Origin of the sequence: Methanothrix sp., assembly GCF_030055635.1 — an archaeon.
In the GTDB taxonomy this organism is placed as follows: domain Archaea; phylum Halobacteriota; class Methanosarcinia; order Methanotrichales; family Methanotrichaceae; genus Methanothrix_B.
On sequence record NZ_JASFYM010000016.1, the window covers coordinates 11,184 to 26,012 of the forward strand.

Annotated in this window: 14 protein-coding genes and 1 tRNA gene; 4 read left to right on the forward strand and 11 right to left on the reverse strand. The window is 56.1% G+C overall.

Annotation, left to right across the window (positions count from 1 at the left end; translation table 11 throughout):
- Positions 1 to 23 precede the first annotated feature (23 nt).
- From QFX31_RS07230 to QFX31_RS07240, 3 genes are all read left to right on the forward strand, one after another.
- A complete protein-coding gene (locus QFX31_RS07230; protein WP_348531474.1) occupies positions 24 to 2,597 on the forward strand; it encodes a valine--tRNA ligase in 2,574 nt (857 codons plus the stop codon).
- On the forward strand, positions 2,594 to 3,160 hold the full coding sequence (gene cyaB, locus QFX31_RS07235) for a class IV adenylate cyclase (protein ID WP_348531440.1): 567 nt from the start codon (positions 2,594 to 2,596) through the stop codon (positions 3,158 to 3,160). The genes QFX31_RS07230 and cyaB overlap by 4 nt, the downstream gene beginning before the upstream one ends.
- Before the next feature lie 171 nt (positions 3,161 to 3,331).
- Positions 3,332 to 4,159: a F420-dependent methylenetetrahydromethanopterin dehydrogenase gene (locus tag QFX31_RS07240; RefSeq protein ID WP_348531441.1), complete on the forward strand. Its 828-nt coding sequence runs from the start codon at positions 3,332 to 3,334 to the stop codon at positions 4,157 to 4,159.
- A 237-nt stretch (positions 4,160 to 4,396) separates the two neighbouring features.
- Here QFX31_RS07240 and QFX31_RS07245 read toward each other — a convergent pair.
- The 11 genes from QFX31_RS07245 to QFX31_RS07295 all read right to left on the reverse strand — a co-directional run bounded on the left by QFX31_RS07245 (position 4,397) and on the right by QFX31_RS07295 (position 13,585).
- Positions 4,397 to 4,468 (reverse strand) — tRNA-Gly (locus QFX31_RS07245).
- Positions 4,469 to 4,777: 309 nt separating this feature from the next.
- A complete protein-coding gene (locus tag QFX31_RS07250) occupies positions 4,778 to 5,596 on the reverse strand; it encodes a metal ABC transporter permease (RefSeq protein ID WP_348531442.1) in 819 nt (272 codons plus the stop codon).
- Positions 5,597 to 5,602: 6 nt separating this feature from the next.
- Positions 5,603 to 6,355: a metal ABC transporter ATP-binding protein gene (locus QFX31_RS07255; protein WP_348531475.1), complete on the reverse strand. Its 753-nt coding sequence runs from the start codon at positions 6,353 to 6,355 to the stop codon at positions 5,603 to 5,605.
- On the reverse strand, positions 6,355 to 7,212 hold the full coding sequence (locus tag QFX31_RS07260) for a metal ABC transporter substrate-binding protein (RefSeq protein WP_348531443.1): 858 nt from the start codon (positions 7,210 to 7,212) through the stop codon (positions 6,355 to 6,357). Before QFX31_RS07260 ends, QFX31_RS07255 begins: the two co-directional genes overlap by 1 nt.
- A gap of 169 nt (positions 7,213 to 7,381) precedes the next feature.
- Positions 7,382 to 7,831 (reverse strand): hypothetical protein, encoded by a 450-nt coding sequence (locus QFX31_RS07265; RefSeq protein ID WP_348531444.1) that lies wholly within the window; start codon positions 7,829 to 7,831, stop codon positions 7,382 to 7,384.
- Positions 7,792 to 8,214: a hypothetical protein gene (locus tag QFX31_RS07270; protein ID WP_348531445.1), complete on the reverse strand. Its 423-nt coding sequence runs from the start codon at positions 8,212 to 8,214 to the stop codon at positions 7,792 to 7,794. Before QFX31_RS07270 ends, QFX31_RS07265 begins: the two co-directional genes overlap by 40 nt.
- 62 nt (positions 8,215 to 8,276) lie before the next feature.
- A complete protein-coding gene (locus QFX31_RS07275; RefSeq protein WP_348531446.1) occupies positions 8,277 to 9,416 on the reverse strand; it encodes a formate--phosphoribosylaminoimidazolecarboxamide ligase family protein in 1,140 nt (379 codons plus the stop codon).
- Positions 9,417 to 9,453: 37 nt separating this feature from the next.
- On the reverse strand, positions 9,454 to 10,227 hold the full coding sequence (locus QFX31_RS07280) for a formylmethanofuran dehydrogenase subunit C (RefSeq protein WP_348531447.1): 774 nt from the start codon (positions 10,225 to 10,227) through the stop codon (positions 9,454 to 9,456).
- Position 10,228: 1 nt separating this feature from the next.
- On the reverse strand, positions 10,229 to 11,929 hold the full coding sequence (locus QFX31_RS07285; protein ID WP_348531448.1) for a formylmethanofuran dehydrogenase subunit A: 1,701 nt from the start codon (positions 11,927 to 11,929) through the stop codon (positions 10,229 to 10,231).
- Positions 11,919 to 13,211, reverse strand: a complete 1,293-nt coding sequence (locus tag QFX31_RS07290) for a formylmethanofuran dehydrogenase subunit B (RefSeq protein WP_348531476.1) — start codon at positions 13,209 to 13,211, stop codon at positions 11,919 to 11,921. The genes QFX31_RS07285 and QFX31_RS07290 overlap by 11 nt, the downstream gene beginning before the upstream one ends.
- A 2-nt stretch (positions 13,212 to 13,213) precedes the next feature.
- Positions 13,214 to 13,585: a molybdopterin dinucleotide binding domain-containing protein gene (locus tag QFX31_RS07295; RefSeq protein ID WP_348531449.1), complete on the reverse strand. Its 372-nt coding sequence runs from the start codon at positions 13,583 to 13,585 to the stop codon at positions 13,214 to 13,216.
- Positions 13,586 to 14,241: 656 nt separating this feature from the next.
- On the opposite strand from QFX31_RS07295, the gene QFX31_RS07300 reads away from it, so the two are divergent.
- Positions 14,242 to 14,808 (forward strand): plasmid pRiA4b ORF-3 family protein, encoded by a 567-nt coding sequence (locus tag QFX31_RS07300; RefSeq protein WP_348531450.1) that lies wholly within the window; start codon positions 14,242 to 14,244, stop codon positions 14,806 to 14,808.
- The last annotated feature ends 21 nt before the right edge of the window (positions 14,809 to 14,829 follow it).

Here is a 14,829-nt window from a genome sequence, read left to right on the forward strand (position 1 = left end):
TAAGTACAGAATTATCAGGAGCTATCCCGATGAGCGAGATCTCCAAGGAGTACAACTTCAAAGAGGTAGAGGAGAAGTGGATCAAGAGGTGGGATCCATCCGTATATTACTTCGACTGGGGATCGGAGAAGCCGCAGTACATAATCGATACGCCCCCGCCCTATCCCACCGGGAACTTCCATATTGGGAACGCCCTCAACTGGTGCTACATAGACTTCGTGGCCAGGTACAAGCGCATGCGCGGCTACAACGTCATGTTTCCCCAGGGATGGGACTGTCATGGTCTCCCGACAGAGGTGAAGGTTGAGGAGACGTATCACATAACCAAGAACCAGGTCCCGAGGGAGGAGTTCCGCAGGCTCTGCGAGGAGATGACCGCTCAGGCGATAGAGAGGATGAGACGCACGATAACGCGTCTCGGCATCTCAACTGACTGGTCGAACGAGTACATCACGATGAAGCCTGAGTACTACGTGAAGACGCAGCGCTCCTTCGTGCAGATGTACGAGAAGGGGATGATATACAGAGAGGACCACCCGGTCAACTGGTGCCCGAGATGCGCCACAGCCATAGCATTTGCAGAGGTTGAGTACGACACCAGAACGACCACGCTGAACTACATGCGCTTCGAATCTGATCACGGCCACCTGGAGATCGCCACAACGAGACCCGAGCTTCTGCCCGCATGTGTCGCTGTCGCGATCAACCCGAATGACGAGCGGCATATCGGATTCGTTGGAAAGAGCGTCAGGGTTCCGCTATTCGATTACGAGGTCCCTGTCCTCTCAGATCCGGCCGTAGATCCCTCGTTCGGCACGGGCGTTGTCATGATCTGCACCTTCGGCGACAAGCAGGATGTTCGCTGGTGGGTCGAGCACAACCTCCCGCTCAGGCAGGCGATAGACAGGGAGGGCAGACTGACAGAGATCGCCGGGAAGTTCAGGGGCATGAGCATCAACGATGCCAGGAGGGCGATAGTGGACGAGATGCTCTCCAGGGGTATAATCTACAGGCAGGAGCCTCTGGAGCAGAACGTCGGCCTCTGCTGGAGATGCAAGACCCCGATAGAGATTCTCTCTGAAAGACAGTGGTTCGTGCGCATATATCCTGATGTGATCATCAAAACCGCTGACGAGATCAAGTGGGTGCCGGAGCACATGAAGCTCAGGCTCAAGAACTGGACCGGAACCATGGAGTGGGACTGGTGCATCTCCAGGCAGAGGGTCTTCGCCACACCGATACCGGCATGGTACTGCAGAAAGTGCGGTGAGGTGCTGGTCGCGAAGGAGGAGTGGCTGCCGCTCGATCCCACGAAGACACAGCCGCCGGTGAGCTGCAGCTGCGGATCTAGGGAGTTCGAGCCCGAGGAGGACGTTCTCGACACCTGGATGGACAGCTCGATCTCAGCGCTTCACGTCACAGGCTGGCTGAACCGAGAGGATCCGAGGTATCCGGCGCAGCTCCGGCCGCAGGGTCATGATATCATCAGGACATGGGCATTCTACACAATCCTCCGCTCCATGGCGCTCGTCGGCGTGAAGCCCTGGGATACGATACTGATCAACGGCATGGTCCTCGGCGAGGACGGCAGGAAGATGTCCAAGTCGCTGAACAACTTCGTCATTCCGGAGGAGGTCTTCGAGAAGAACGGGGCTGATGCTCTGAGGCAGTGGGCAGCCCTCGGCGGCTCGCCCGGCTCAGACGTGATGTTCCAGTGGAAGGAGATCGTTGCTGCGAGCAGGTTCCAGCAGAAGCTCTGGTCGATCTACAGGTTTGCGGCTCCGTTTGCTTCAGAGACAGACGCACCCCCCACACAGATCGATCGCTGGCTGCTCGGTGAGCTCAGTGCGCTTGTCTCAAAGGTGACAGAGGCGATGGATGCCTTCCAGTTCGACGAGGCGTTCAGGGCGATACGCACCTTCACCTGGGAGGTGCTGGCCGACGATTACATAGAGATCGTGAAGTCCAGGCTGTACGGTTCTGACTCTGAGGAGAGGAGGGCTGCGCAGGCGACTCTCTACAGGGTGCTGGATGTCCTCTGCAGGCTCATGGCGCCATTCATACCATTCATCAGCGAGGAGATCTACACCTCGCTCACAGGAAAGAGCGTCCACACCCAGAGCTGGCCGTCCCCTGATGGTTACAAATCTCCAGAGGGGGCTCTGATAAGAGAGATAACAGCTGCCATAAGGCGCTACAAGGCAGAGAGGGGGATGGCGCTGAATGCGCCGCTGCCGGGCATAGAGATCTACACAGAGCTGGATCTGGAGACGTTTGATCTGAGAGGGGTGGCGAACGCCCCGATACAGCTCAGGAAGGGTCAGCCTGAGATAGAGACCAGGGCGGTCGCTGTTAAGCCCGTGATGCGTCTGATAGGTCCGAGGTACAAGGGCCAGGCTGGGAATATCATAAAGAAGCTCACGTCCATGGATCCGGCTGAGCTTGAGAGGATGCTGGCATCAGGGCGCGTCGAGATTGATGGGGCAGAGATCACGCCTGAGATGGTGGAGATCGTTAGAGAGACGCTGTCGAAGGGAGAGGCTGTCGATGTCCTCAGGCTTGATAGAGCGACTTTGGTGATCAGGAGGGGCTCTTGATAGAGGTCGAAGCCAAGGCGAGGGCGCCGGAGGACGCTGAGGAGAGGATCCTGCGGATGGGCGGCGTGCTGGAGGGGGTGGAGAACCATACGGACATCTATTTCCGCTCCCCTGTTCGCGATTTCGCATCCAGCGACGAAGCGCTGCGAATAAGGATCAAGAAAGAGGGTGTGTATCTCACATACAAAGGCCCGAAGCTGGATCCGGAGACGAAGACGCGCCTGGAGCTGAGCCTCAGAATTGATGATGCGGCCACTGCCGAGAGGCTGCTCGAGTCCCTGGGATTCTCCAGGTTCGCTGTTGTCAGAAAAAGGCGCGCGAAGTACAGGCTTGGCGATGCGATCGTGGCGCTCGACGATGTCGATGGGCTCGGGAGATTCGTGGAGGCGGAGATAGCAGCGGATCGTGACAGCCCCACCGACAGGGCGCGTGTGCTCGAGATAATCTCCAGCATTGGCACGGGCGAACCGATCAGACTGTCGTACCTGGAGCTTCTGATCTCGCGGTCGAGCGCTGCTCCTCCCAGAGCTGCTGAGAAGAGCGCTCGTGGGTCGGAACCCTGATTCAGCGGTCTTGCAGCCGGATCGCTTACCGCATCGTTGATTTCAGGGTGCTCTGACACTGTGGGCGCATTATGCGAGGACCTGCCTATTCCTGAGGCTTCTACAGCGATTCCGCGGTTCTTTCCCGGGTGATCGCAAATTTAATACTCCACCTCATACCTCGAGATCAGCATGTTCAAGATCGGTTTTATCAAGCTCGGAAATATCGCATCGTCTCTTGTTGTTGATCTCGCGCTGGATGAGATCGCGGAGAGGACCGAGATCGAGTCAAAGGTTGTATCGCATGGACCGAAGATGTCCAGGAGCGAGGGCGAGCGGCTGGCCGAGGAGATGCGCTCCTGGGGGCCGCAGATGGTCGTTGTTGTGAGCCCGAACGCTGCGACGCCCGGGCCGACTGCTGCGAGGAACCTGCTGAAGGGGATCCCTCTGGTTGTCATATCAGATGGCCCGACGAAGAAGGATGCCAGGGATGCGATGGAGGCGGAGGGCTTCGGCTACATCATCCTCCCGATGGATCCGCTCATAGGCGCGAAGCGCGAGTTCCTAGATCCGGCTGAGATGGCGATATTCAATGCGGATGCGCTCAAGGTCCTGAGCATATGCGGGGCTGTCAGGCTTGTGCAGGAGGAGATCGATAAGGCGATCGCGTCTGTGGCCGCCGGATCTGTACAGCTTCCGCACATACTCGCCACGCCCGAGCTCTGTGCAGAGCGCATGGATTTCGCGAATCCGTATGCCAGGGCGAAGGCTATCGCAGCGCTCTACATGGCCCAGACAGCTGCATCCATCGACGCGCAGGCCTGCTTCAAGCTCAAGGAGCTCGAGGCTATCGCTCTCGCAGCAGCCGCAGGACATGAGGTCATTCGGGCTGCTGCCAGGCTCGCGGACGAGGCGAGGGAGCTTGAGAAGTCAGGGGATGCGGTATCGAGAAAGCCACACGCACGGTCGGGCGATCTGCTGGTGAAGAGAAAGCTCCTGGAGAAGCCGGCGAAGATCTGATGCGACCCGATCTGGCCCGCAGTCTTTTTTTAAAGCGGAAACAATAAAAATATACAAACATCGAGTGACGCCTGTTATAAGCAGGTAAACAATGTCCGGTTACGCCTGATGCAACCACATCCCCAACCGTGCTAAGAGTATGCAGCCCCCTTAAGTCGGTTTTCCTGCCATCCCAACCGCAGCAAGCTGCAAGGTATGCAATTCTAATGAGCGTTAATGCGAAACGCAGGATGTGCATGCGCCGATCGGGATTCGAACCCGAGTTTAGGCGTTGGCAACGCCTAGTGATAACCGCTACACTATCGGCGCATCAGCACTGACTGCTCATGCGCTTTTAGGTTTTAAACGTTACGGGCCATGGGTGCTCGGATGAGCACATGCTGGAGTCGCTGGCGAACAAGGCCCGCTCGATGAAAGCGATAGCAATCGCCGCAACATTGACTTCAAGGCGATACCGATGTAAAAATGGCACATGGCTACCGCTGAAGTCGTACGGCATTCATCACTTCCCCTAAAGGAGAGTCTTCTGCCTGCTTGGTACGAAAATGGTTATTGAATGCATGCCATGAATGCATACCATTTTTCATCCAACGGGTACACTGCGTCATGTGCGTTTTCCTATACGAACGCATTTCTCCGTGAAGCTGCTGTGCTGGCGAAGAACGCAGCGGATGCTATGAGTATGGTCGTCGCCCCGGATGGAAGGTCAAAAGCATAGGATACCATAAGACCTGAAGTCACAAATATCATGCCCAGGATGACCGAGAGAGCGATTATCTTCCGTAGATCGCAGAGGTGCTGCCTGCTTATGGCAGCCGGTATCGTGAGCATGGCTATCACCATTATTATCCCCACGATCTTTATCAGCATCACAACAGTGAACGCCACCATGCAGAGGAGCAGCATCTTCAGCCTGCCCACCGGCAGGCCCAGAGCCTCGCCGTAGTGGGGATCAAACGAGAGTATCAGGAACTCCTTGTAAAGCCCGAGCGCCAGAGCTGTTATGATCACCGTCAGGACGATCATTATCTTAACATCGATCCAGGAGACCGCGAGTATGTTTCCGAAGAGATAGTCGAAGAGGTCTCTTGAGTACCCTGTGCTCATGCTCATGAGGAGCACACCAAGCGCCATTCCCATCGCGAGGAAGACTCCTATTGCGGTGTCCTCCGAGACCTTCGATCTGCTAACAGCACCGATGCCCGCGGCGGAGAGGACCGCTGCTACGAGGGCGAGGATGAAGGGATCTATTCCGAGGAGGTATCCCAGGCCGATGCCGCCGAAGGCAGCATGTGCGACACCATCACCTATGAACACAATCCTATTCAGAACTATGTACACTCCAACGACGCCGCAGAGCACGGAGAGCATCAGCCCCGCAACAAGGGCGGTCTTCATGAACTCGTACTGCATCATCTCTCCTATCAGGGTGTTCATGGCGACCTACCTGTGCTCCCTCAAAACCCTGTGCGGGATCCCATGCGCGATTATATCGACTATGGGGCATCCATACGCCTGGGTGAGATCCTCCTCTGTGAGCTCCTTGGATCCATGGTAGTAAAGCCTCTGGTTCAAACACGCGACCTTCTCGACATGCGCTGAGATCGCGGAGAGATCGTGTGATACCATTATTATGGCCATTCTGCTGTTCAGATGCTTCAAGAGATCGTAGAACTCCCCCTGCTGCGCGACATCCACGCCAGCGGTCGGCTCATCAAGAAGAAGCAGCTTCGGATCGGATACGATCGCCCTGGCGACGAAGACCCTCTGCTGCTCGCCTCCTGAGAGAGCTCCTATCTCACGATCCGCTAGCCCCAACATGCCGACAGCATCGAGCGCCCTCCTCGCGGCCTCTATATCCTCCGCTCTGTACCGCCTGAGCATGCCCACGCGCGGGTACCTTCCCATGAGAACGACATCAAGGACCCTCACAGGAAACCTCTGATCGAAGATGCTGTGCTGCGGCAGATAGCCGACCAGAGGTCTTGCAGCTACAGGATCTCTGCCGAATACCGTGATCCTCCCGGAGGTGGGCTTCACAAGCCCCAGGATGGCCTTAAGAAGGGTCGATTTACCGCCGCCGTTCGGTCCTATCAGGCCCAGAAAATCCCTCTCCTCCACCTCCAGCCAGACATCCTCAAGCACGATCCTGCCATCAAGCCTGACTGTTAGACCCTCTATAGAGACAGCTGACATCATGCTCCAGTCGATTCTGCTATGAGATCTCCTACAGACCTCATGTTATTTATATAATCACCTGCAAGTGGATCGATCTCCACGACCTGACATCCAGCCTCTGATGCTATCACCTCTGCCATCTTCGGGTTGAACTCAGGCTCGACGAGTATCGCCTTTATGTTGTTATCCTTCACGGTTTTTATTATGTAGGCGATGCGCCTCGGCCCGGGCTCCCGCTCTCCCTCCTCTATTGCGATCTGGACCAGGTTGTAATCCCTGGCGAGGTAGCTCCATGCTGGATGATCCACGACGAAGATGCGGCCGGACGCTCTGGATAGCCTGCTCTTTAGATACTCATCGAGGCCTCTGAGCTCGCTTATGTACGCATCTCTGTTCTTCTCGTAGTACTCCCTGCCCTCAGGGTCCACCTCGATCAGGGCCCGGCAGATGTTCTCAACCTGGATCGCGGCAGACCGGGGCGAGAGCCAGATGTGGGGATCAGGGATGCCGTTCAGGTAGATCAGCTCGACCCCCTCAGAGCTGTCAACGACCTTCATTCCATCTGAGGAGAATCTCTCCAGCCACAGCTCCAGACCGGCGCCGTTCTTCACATACAGATCTGCATCCTCAAGACGCTTCATCTGCGCCGGCGTGGGCTCGAATGTGTGCGGCTCAGCCCCTGGCGGGAGCAGCACCATCACATCGACCCGATCCCCGCCGACTGCCCTGACAAACTCACCAAGCGGCTGTATCGTGGCGACCACAATGAGCTTATCGCCTCTGATATCCCCGCGAGGCTGCTCGATGCAGCCAGATAGGATCAATGAGGCTGCAAGAACCAGCGCTACGGCAAATGTCTTACCAATCATAGGCATGCAGCACACCAAAATGAATCTGTTTACATTATGAGATGCTCAGATTTTATATTCATTCTGAGACTTCCTTACACTTGGAATCCAGGAAATCGATCAGAACCTGAGGGAAATTCCTTCCCTCCACTGTTCCAGGAATCACATGGATGTTCTCTATATCCTGATCGTCCGATCAATCCCCGCGGCTGCGCGCCTCGCACCACTCCGCGTCGATCCCGCGTTCAGCCATTGCGCGCCTCAGCTCCTCCATGAATATCCCCATGCCACTGATCTCCTCGTGCTCCGACTCCCGCACCCTTCCCCCCGTGTAGCCCATTGTTGTGGTGAACACACCGCAGCTCGGGCTCCCTGCAACACCCACGACCGCTATTCTGTAATGCCTGGAGAGCATCTCCACAGCATCCAGCGATGATCGCATCAGCTCCCTGCAGAACCTCCGGTACTCAGGAATATCGAGCTGGTTCCTCGTCACAGCCCACCTGTCCAGCCCCAGGTAGACCGCCTCCGGGCAGGGGAGCTGTATTAACGGGCCTTTGTGAGAGAGCTCGGGCTGCCCGAGCCCCCTGACCCTCACGAGAGGATTCAGGAGGCAGTGCGAGATGACGTAGACGTATCCTTCCATCTCTTGAACTTCATGTGCTGATAGAAACGTATACCCTCGAGCTCATCGTAGAATACCAGGTTCTCTGACAGCTCCCCGACCCGGATCTTGATGGTGTTGGTGTGAAACTCGTCAACATATTCAATATCAGTTATGCGCTCGAGTGGTATGCTCTGCACGCTGTCCCAGAGTATGCCGGCCCTCACAAAGTGCAGGTTCTTATCAGTGACGACCACCCAGCTCGATATCCTCACGTCGCCGCCGAGCCTCGCCAGCGCCAGCGTGTTCCTGTCGCAGTGCCGCTCCAGCAGCGCCGGGTAGACGAGCTGCACCTGCTCCCCCTCCTTTGCGAGCCTCTCCAGCGTGCGCCTGAGCTTCCGGGGGTGCTCTTCAGATCCGGGCAAGGTGACCCCCCCTGATTAGAATGGTTCCCTGGGCTTCGACGAAAGAGGTTCCATGTGTCAGATCAGGTCACTATCTTCCTGAGCGCATCGCTCTCCATCGCAAGCCTCACCTCTCTGGCCAGCCTCCTCCCTGTGGACATGCTTGTCCGCCAGAGCGCGTTTCCGTACGGATGGCCCACTGCCATATGTACGTTTGTTCCTCCACCTATGCGGGGCGCGACATCGTAGATGTAGAAGTTCAGATCCTTATCGACACACGTCTGCAGGCAGAACGGGCCGATTATCCCGGGAGGATAGTACTCCTTTGTCGCTGCAACATATTTCTCTGCGAGATCGAACGCCTTTTCCAGTAACGACTCTCTCAGAGTCGCGGAGTTGTGGCCGCAGACCGTGTACTCAGGGTTTATCTGCTTCTCGTTCAGCCTCAGCTGCTGCGGCGCCGGAAGCCTCACATGCCCGTCAAGGCTCGTCTCAAACCTCCAGTCGATCCCGAGAAGCTCGATGCGATCCCTCAGAGGCGAGTAGAAGAAGTCCAGGTTGAACACAGGGCCTATTATGTACCTCTCTATCCTCGCGAGCTCGAGGCCATCGCTGTCTATCACTCCCTGACGGAGAAGAAGCTCTGACTTCTCATAGTACTCCTCTGTGGATGCTGCCGTGAAGAAACCCCTCTCAAGCGTTTTGACGGCATGTGGCAGCTTTACTATGACAAGACAGTCGATCTCATCCGGCTCTATCTGCTCCGGGTATGGCAGACCTGCCTTCTCGAGGAGCCAGTAGTAGTCCATCTTGTCGCCCCGCTCCTCTGATCTGAGCAGGTTCCTGCTGCCCACGAGAGGTACCTCAAACTCATCCTCCACTGAGTCTATCCCGCAGTAAGATGTGAATGATCTGTTCGGAACAAAAAGGACGTTCTTTCTGATCAGCAGATCCTGCTGGTCGAGGATATCCTTGAACCTCTTTAAGACCACCACTTCATCAATCATTCCTGTGATTATCCTTCCATCCGGTGCCCGCTCCGCCCGGAAGTACTTCACATAGGTCCTCTCCCGCCCCTCCTGGCAGACCGCCAGGGTTCTGAACCCCTCCTCCACAGCGCCATCAGCGACATCGAGGGCGGAATGAGATGCGATCATGCCTATCCGCACATCATCCATCTCATATCCGTCCAGAATCTCATAGATCCTGCTGCGATCGATCAACTCGACACCTCAAAGCTGTATATGCTGACATGATTTATTATTTACCGATCTGGCCAGAGGCGATGTAGAGCTCACCTTTGCCATTTTCGACCAGATCTCCGACATATTTTTTGTAAGTCGAACCACCCAGCTCCACAGTCCCCTCGTGTACGAAGCTGGGGAGCACGCGCGCGCTCCCTGCGGTTATGCTGCCCTTGACCATCTCAGCCCCCGGGAGGTGAGCATGTCCGTGTATGCGGATGATTCCTCCCTGGTTCGCGCATCCCGGGAAGTCGCCGGCATCTCCCATGACCTCGATCGTCCCGCCACAGAGATGCTCGCCAAGGAATGCACCTGCGTTCCCCTTTATAATTATCTCGCCGCCGCGCATCCCGCACCGCTCACCGCGATATCCGGCGCCAACGTAATTGCCAGCGTTCCCCTCGACCTCGATCCTGCCGCCGCGCATCTCCCTGCCGAGCCAGTCATCGGCGTTTCCTTTTATCCTCAGGATGCCGCCGCGCATGCTGTTTCCTGCGTGCATTCCAGCGTCTCCGATGATCTCCACAACCCCAGTGGACATCCCCTCACCGAGGCGCTTGACCTTTGAGAGATCCCCCTCGATAACGATTCTCGTGTTCTCCGGCGTATCCGGATCAGGATCGCCTGAGACCAAAAAGATATCCGAGAGATGCAGTCTCCTGTTGCCCTGCCATACCTCTATCTCAGATATCTCCCTGATGCTGAGACCCGCAAGAACATCAGGAGATATCCTCTCCGCCTCCACCGGAACTCCGCGATGCTCTGGGAGCTTTATGGTGATTGTGCGCATCTCAGATCACCTCCTTCAGAGGCTGCACTCCTGCCCTCACCACAAACGGATTCGAGATATAAGCGTCCTGCACCATGTAGTTCGACATTCTTATGCTGTAGTACCTCTCGAACTTCTCTTTGAGAGAGGACAGCATGCGATCCATATCGCTCTCCGGAACAGCGGCATCTACCCAGTATGTCCTTCCCTGTGGCGCTGCAACTATCTCGCCGTCCCTCACCACAACGACGCCGCCCTTTATCGTGTACTTCGCTCTGGAGAGGCCGGCCTTCACCTTCGCATGATCCTTCGACGGGTCTATCTCTTCGGGTTTTATATCGTATATCGATACATCCGCATCAGCGCCGATGCCCAGATGCCCCTTGTCCTCGAGGCCCAGAATTCGCGCAGGTGCAGCTCTCGTCATTATCACGATCTCTGACCAGTCCATCTCTCTTTCAATCGAGGGCAGCGTGCTTCTCGATCTCACCATCTCATGCAATGTCTTCATCTCCTCCTCGCGCTTCTCCCTGCTCATCAGGAGCGAAATTATCTCAGGGTAGTTGACGAATGGCCCGCCGTTCGGGTGGTCTGTTGTCATGACCACCTTCCACGGATCTCTGGTTAGAAGCGCGAGCTCCAGCCCTATGGCCCACTGTACAGCGTTCACGGGCATCTTTCTCATGTAAACCCACGGCACCACGCCGCTGGACTCCTCGAGCTCTATATCGTGGTTTGACCACTTCTGGTGCCCGATCCTGGCATTTGCGTACTCCAGGGGCGCATCAGCTGTCATGGTTGTGGCAGGGCCGAATATTATCTGGCCGAGATCCATGGTCGCATGATTTGTCTGGTTGAAGTAATCCGCTATCGCAGATGCCTTTGACTCGAAGTCCTTCCAGGTGGTACCACCATATGCTGAGAACTGCATGTGCGCGACGTGCACGACCTGCCGCATCCTGCTCGGCTTTATGTCCTTCAGCAGCTCCAGTGTCTCGATAGCTGTGGTGTAGTTCCCGGGTCTCCCCAGGTTGTTGAAGTGAAGGTGTATCGAGTGCGGAAGCCTGAGGCGCTCGTTGACCTCTGCAAGCGCCCTTATTATCTGAGCTGGTGTGACATCGAAGTGCGGCACCGGGTCATGCACGCTCTTCACGTTCGATCCGAAACCCCAGGCCTCGCCGCCGCCCGGATTAACGATCTTGACCCCGTATCCGCGAGCTGCTCTCAATCCCCATGCAACGTATGCAGCAAGCCTTCCGAGATCGTTATCGCGCACGCACTCCATCACCGTCCAGTTGCTTCCGAAGAGCGTGAGGGCGCCCTTGTCAACTATCGGGATCTCCTCCAGCTCCTCGTGCGTGTGGCGTGCCTCTATGATCGGCGTCGCGGCCTCGAATGCCGTGGTGTATCCGAGCCTGGCGTACCTGTAGCCGATGGCGTAGCAGTTCGGCACCGTGTATCCAGTTGACGGCCTGCAGACCCGTGTCCTGGGCTCGGTTCCGATCCTGGAGTCGTCGGGGCGCATTATCCTGCCAGTGTTCAACTTCGGCCCTGCGATGTGCGAGTGCGCATCCACCCCGCCCGGCATGACGAGAAGACCGCTGGCATCTATAACCTCCCCCCTGGCATCCTCAGCTATCCGGCCGCTCTCTATGCATATGTCCATCTCCTCGCCGAAGATCCCGTTGGCAGGATCGTAGACAATGCCACCCTTAATTATCATCTCTGAGCCTCCTCACATTATCGAGAATTGCCTGGAGTATTTCAACATCGCTTGGATGCTCGGTATCCACGAGCTTTCTCAGGCGGAGCGAAAGGCCATCCATTCTGTATGCAGTTCCCTCAGCCTCGATGCCTGCGATCGCGCTGGGTATCACGACATCCGCGAAGAGGGTCGTCGGATTCTCGAAGGGATCTATCTGTATCACCGGCATCTCCGCGAGAGCCTCGACGCAGCCCCTGGGCAGGTTCGATGCCGGATCTGATGCTATTATCAGGGCAGCATCGACGTCGCGCCTGCTCAGGAGATCGCAGCACGACGTCTCCCCGGGATTGTAGTACGGCGCACCTCGCGCGTAATCAACTGCCATCGGATAACCTGATGACCACGCCAGGACCTGGCCCACGCCCGTGACGTTGTAGTGCCCTCTCATCGCCATTATCACGAACTTCGTGTGGCTGTTCAGCTCTGACACAAGTGAGAGAGCGTTATCGACGTTCTTGTACCTGCCCCTGCTGTGCGTCAATCCAAGACCGAAGAAGATCGCGCCGAACTTCGCGCTCTTCATCATCTCCGCGATCTCGATGAGCTCTTTTCTGGAAACGCCCGCTATGTTTTCAGGCAGAGACTCCGCCTTCCCTCCTATTATCATCCGCAGCGCAGATATGATCTCATAATCTGTACCTGGCTGGATTCTCAGAAATCTGTCGGCATTCCTGGCGGTTCTCGTCTCCCTGACGTCGATGACCAGCACCTTTCTGCCCTTTCTGCCGTCAGGGGTGAACCTGCCGCACGCGTTTGATGAGTACCTGAGCGTGTGTCTCGGATGCGCCTCTGATGGATTGCACCCCCAGAACACTATGAGATCTGCGCGGTTCTTTATCTGACCGAGTGTGGAGCCGACGAGCCCCTTCTCCTCTATTCCTATGATCGACGGGCCGTGGCATACAGTCGCAGTGGTATCGACCACGCCGCCGATCTCCTCCGCCAGGAGGATTCCCTTCTTCAGCGCCTCACATGTTGTGGAAGCCCACCCGTAGAGGAGCGGGTGCTTCGCGCTGACAAGGATCTCGGCCGCCTTTCTGTAAGCATCCTCGTAGCTCGTCTCCTTCAGGGTTCCGTTCACGCGTATCATGGGTGATTTTATCCTGTTGTGACCCATGATCTTCGATGAGCCCAGCCTGCACGCTCCCCTGACCTTCTCGATCCTGCCTTCTTTCACCTCTACCCTGATATCGTCGCAGAGGCATCCACAGAAGGTGCAGAGCACATCTTCTATCTCCAATATCATCGACCTCTTGAGATCAGTTCGCGGATATCCAGAACCTTCTCATCTGTGGGTGTGACCTCCACCTCCACACCCTTGAATCCGGGCATCCCGCAGCCCTTCGTATCTGTGCCTATCAGCATGTTCGCCCACGGCCCCATGGGTATGAAGACCATGCCCTGTGGCAGTCCCCTGTCCACACCAGCCCTCAGCACCGCACTTCCATGTGGGCTGGTCAGAAGCAGATTCTTCCCATCGGAGAGGCCCAGCGCCCTGTAGTCCTCCTCGGATAGGTAGCAGCATGAGACCTCGTTGATGTACAGTGGAGACATCTTATCCTCGCATCCAGCACCCTGCGCGAGGGTCCTTCCGGAGATCATGACAGCCTTCAAACCGGATCACCCGCATTGTTAACCGGTACGCAATACTCATCTAAAAAGTGAGCGGTTTGGATCAAATGAGATTTGCAGTCGAGCATTCATCTGCATCAGATTGACCAGGAGCGGGAAAACAGGATTGACGTGATTGAGCTTACCGGTCGTGTAGGATCATCGAATACGAAAACTCCTGCCTGCAGCATTCACTGAACCATCAGAGTCAGCGGGTCATCCAGTTCGGCTACTGGTGACCTCCTCTCCGGCCTGAAGACCGGAGCTTGCGCCTGTTACGCTCTGTCACAACCAGCGAGGCATGAGCTTCTCATCACACGTCCGGTCCACAGGAGACATGGTGGGAACGCTCCTCAGCGAAAAACTAAAGGGGGTGGCAAAAGTCGGGAGGGTGTAGAAGGGAGTAGCAATGAGAAGAGGGTGTCGAGTTCGACTTTTGCCGTTCAATACTTAGTCTAAAGTCGAATATAAAGTTTTCGGTATATCACTATTACGAATATTTGGGGAGATATAATCGGTTCCCGATCCGCATACCATTCTGCTTCATGGGTTTGAATGAGGATACAGCGATAACTGGCAATCTTTGATAGATGCGCAACAGGCTGCAACCTGCAGGTTAAATAGGTACGAATTCATAGCATCTGATCGGATGTGATCTCATGAATTTAAAAAAAGATGTTCCGATCTATCAGCTCAAGATAACTCTGGATGAGATCAGGCCGCCGGTATGGCGCAGGGTGGTGGTCAGGGGAGACATCACGCTGCTGAAGCTGCATAAAGTCATCCAGGCTGTGATGCCTTGGGATGATTATCATCTCCACCAGTTCATCGTCGGGGATACCTGCTATTCGATTCCGTTGCCAGATGACCCTCTGCCCAGTGATGTTAAGAACGAAGCTCGCATCAGGCTCTCAAAGATTGCGCCCGCAGAGAAGATCAAATTCGTTTACGAGTACGATTTTGGAGATAGCTGGTTCCACGAGATACTTGTGGAGAAGATCCTGCCTCCAGATCCATCGCTGAAGCATCCTGTCTGTCTGGCAGGGGCGCGCTCCAGCCCACCCGAGGACTGCGGTGGTGTCAGCAGTTACTTCGAGTTCCTGGAGGCCATCACCGATCCAAATCATCCGGAGCACGAACGCATGCTGGACTGGGTGGGAAGGCCCTTCGATCCAGAGATGTTCGATCTGGAGGAGGCCAACCGCCTGCTGAGCAGGATAAAGTAGCACTCAAATGGCAGAGGCATA

What these genes read in the sequence shown, in the direction of transcription:
- QFX31_RS07240 (WP_348531441.1), top strand. Translation starts at nt 3,332, where the DNA reads ATGTTCAAGATCGGTTTTATCAAGCTCGGAAATATCGCATCGTCTCTT.
- QFX31_RS07250 (WP_348531442.1), bottom strand. Translation starts at nt 5,596, where the DNA reads ATGAACACCCTGATAGGAGAGATGATGCAGTACGAGTTCATGAAGACC.
- QFX31_RS07255 (WP_348531475.1), bottom strand. Translation starts at nt 6,355, where the DNA reads ATGTCAGCTGTCTCTATAGAGGGTCTAACAGTCAGGCTTGATGGCAGG.
- QFX31_RS07260 (WP_348531443.1), bottom strand. Translation starts at nt 7,212, where the DNA reads ATGCCTATGATTGGTAAGACATTTGCCGTAGCGCTGGTTCTTGCAGCC.
- QFX31_RS07265 (WP_348531444.1), bottom strand. Translation starts at nt 7,831, where the DNA reads ATGGAAGGATACGTCTACGTCATCTCGCACTGCCTCCTGAATCCTCTC.
- QFX31_RS07280 (WP_348531447.1), bottom strand. Translation starts at nt 10,227, where the DNA reads ATGCGCACAATCACCATAAAGCTCCCAGAGCATCGCGGAGTTCCGGTG.
- QFX31_RS07285 (WP_348531448.1), bottom strand. Translation starts at nt 11,929, where the DNA reads ATGATAATTAAGGGTGGCATTGTCTACGATCCTGCCAACGGGATCTTC.
- QFX31_RS07300 (WP_348531450.1), top strand. Translation starts at nt 14,242, where the DNA reads ATGAATTTAAAAAAAGATGTTCCGATCTATCAGCTCAAGATAACTCTG.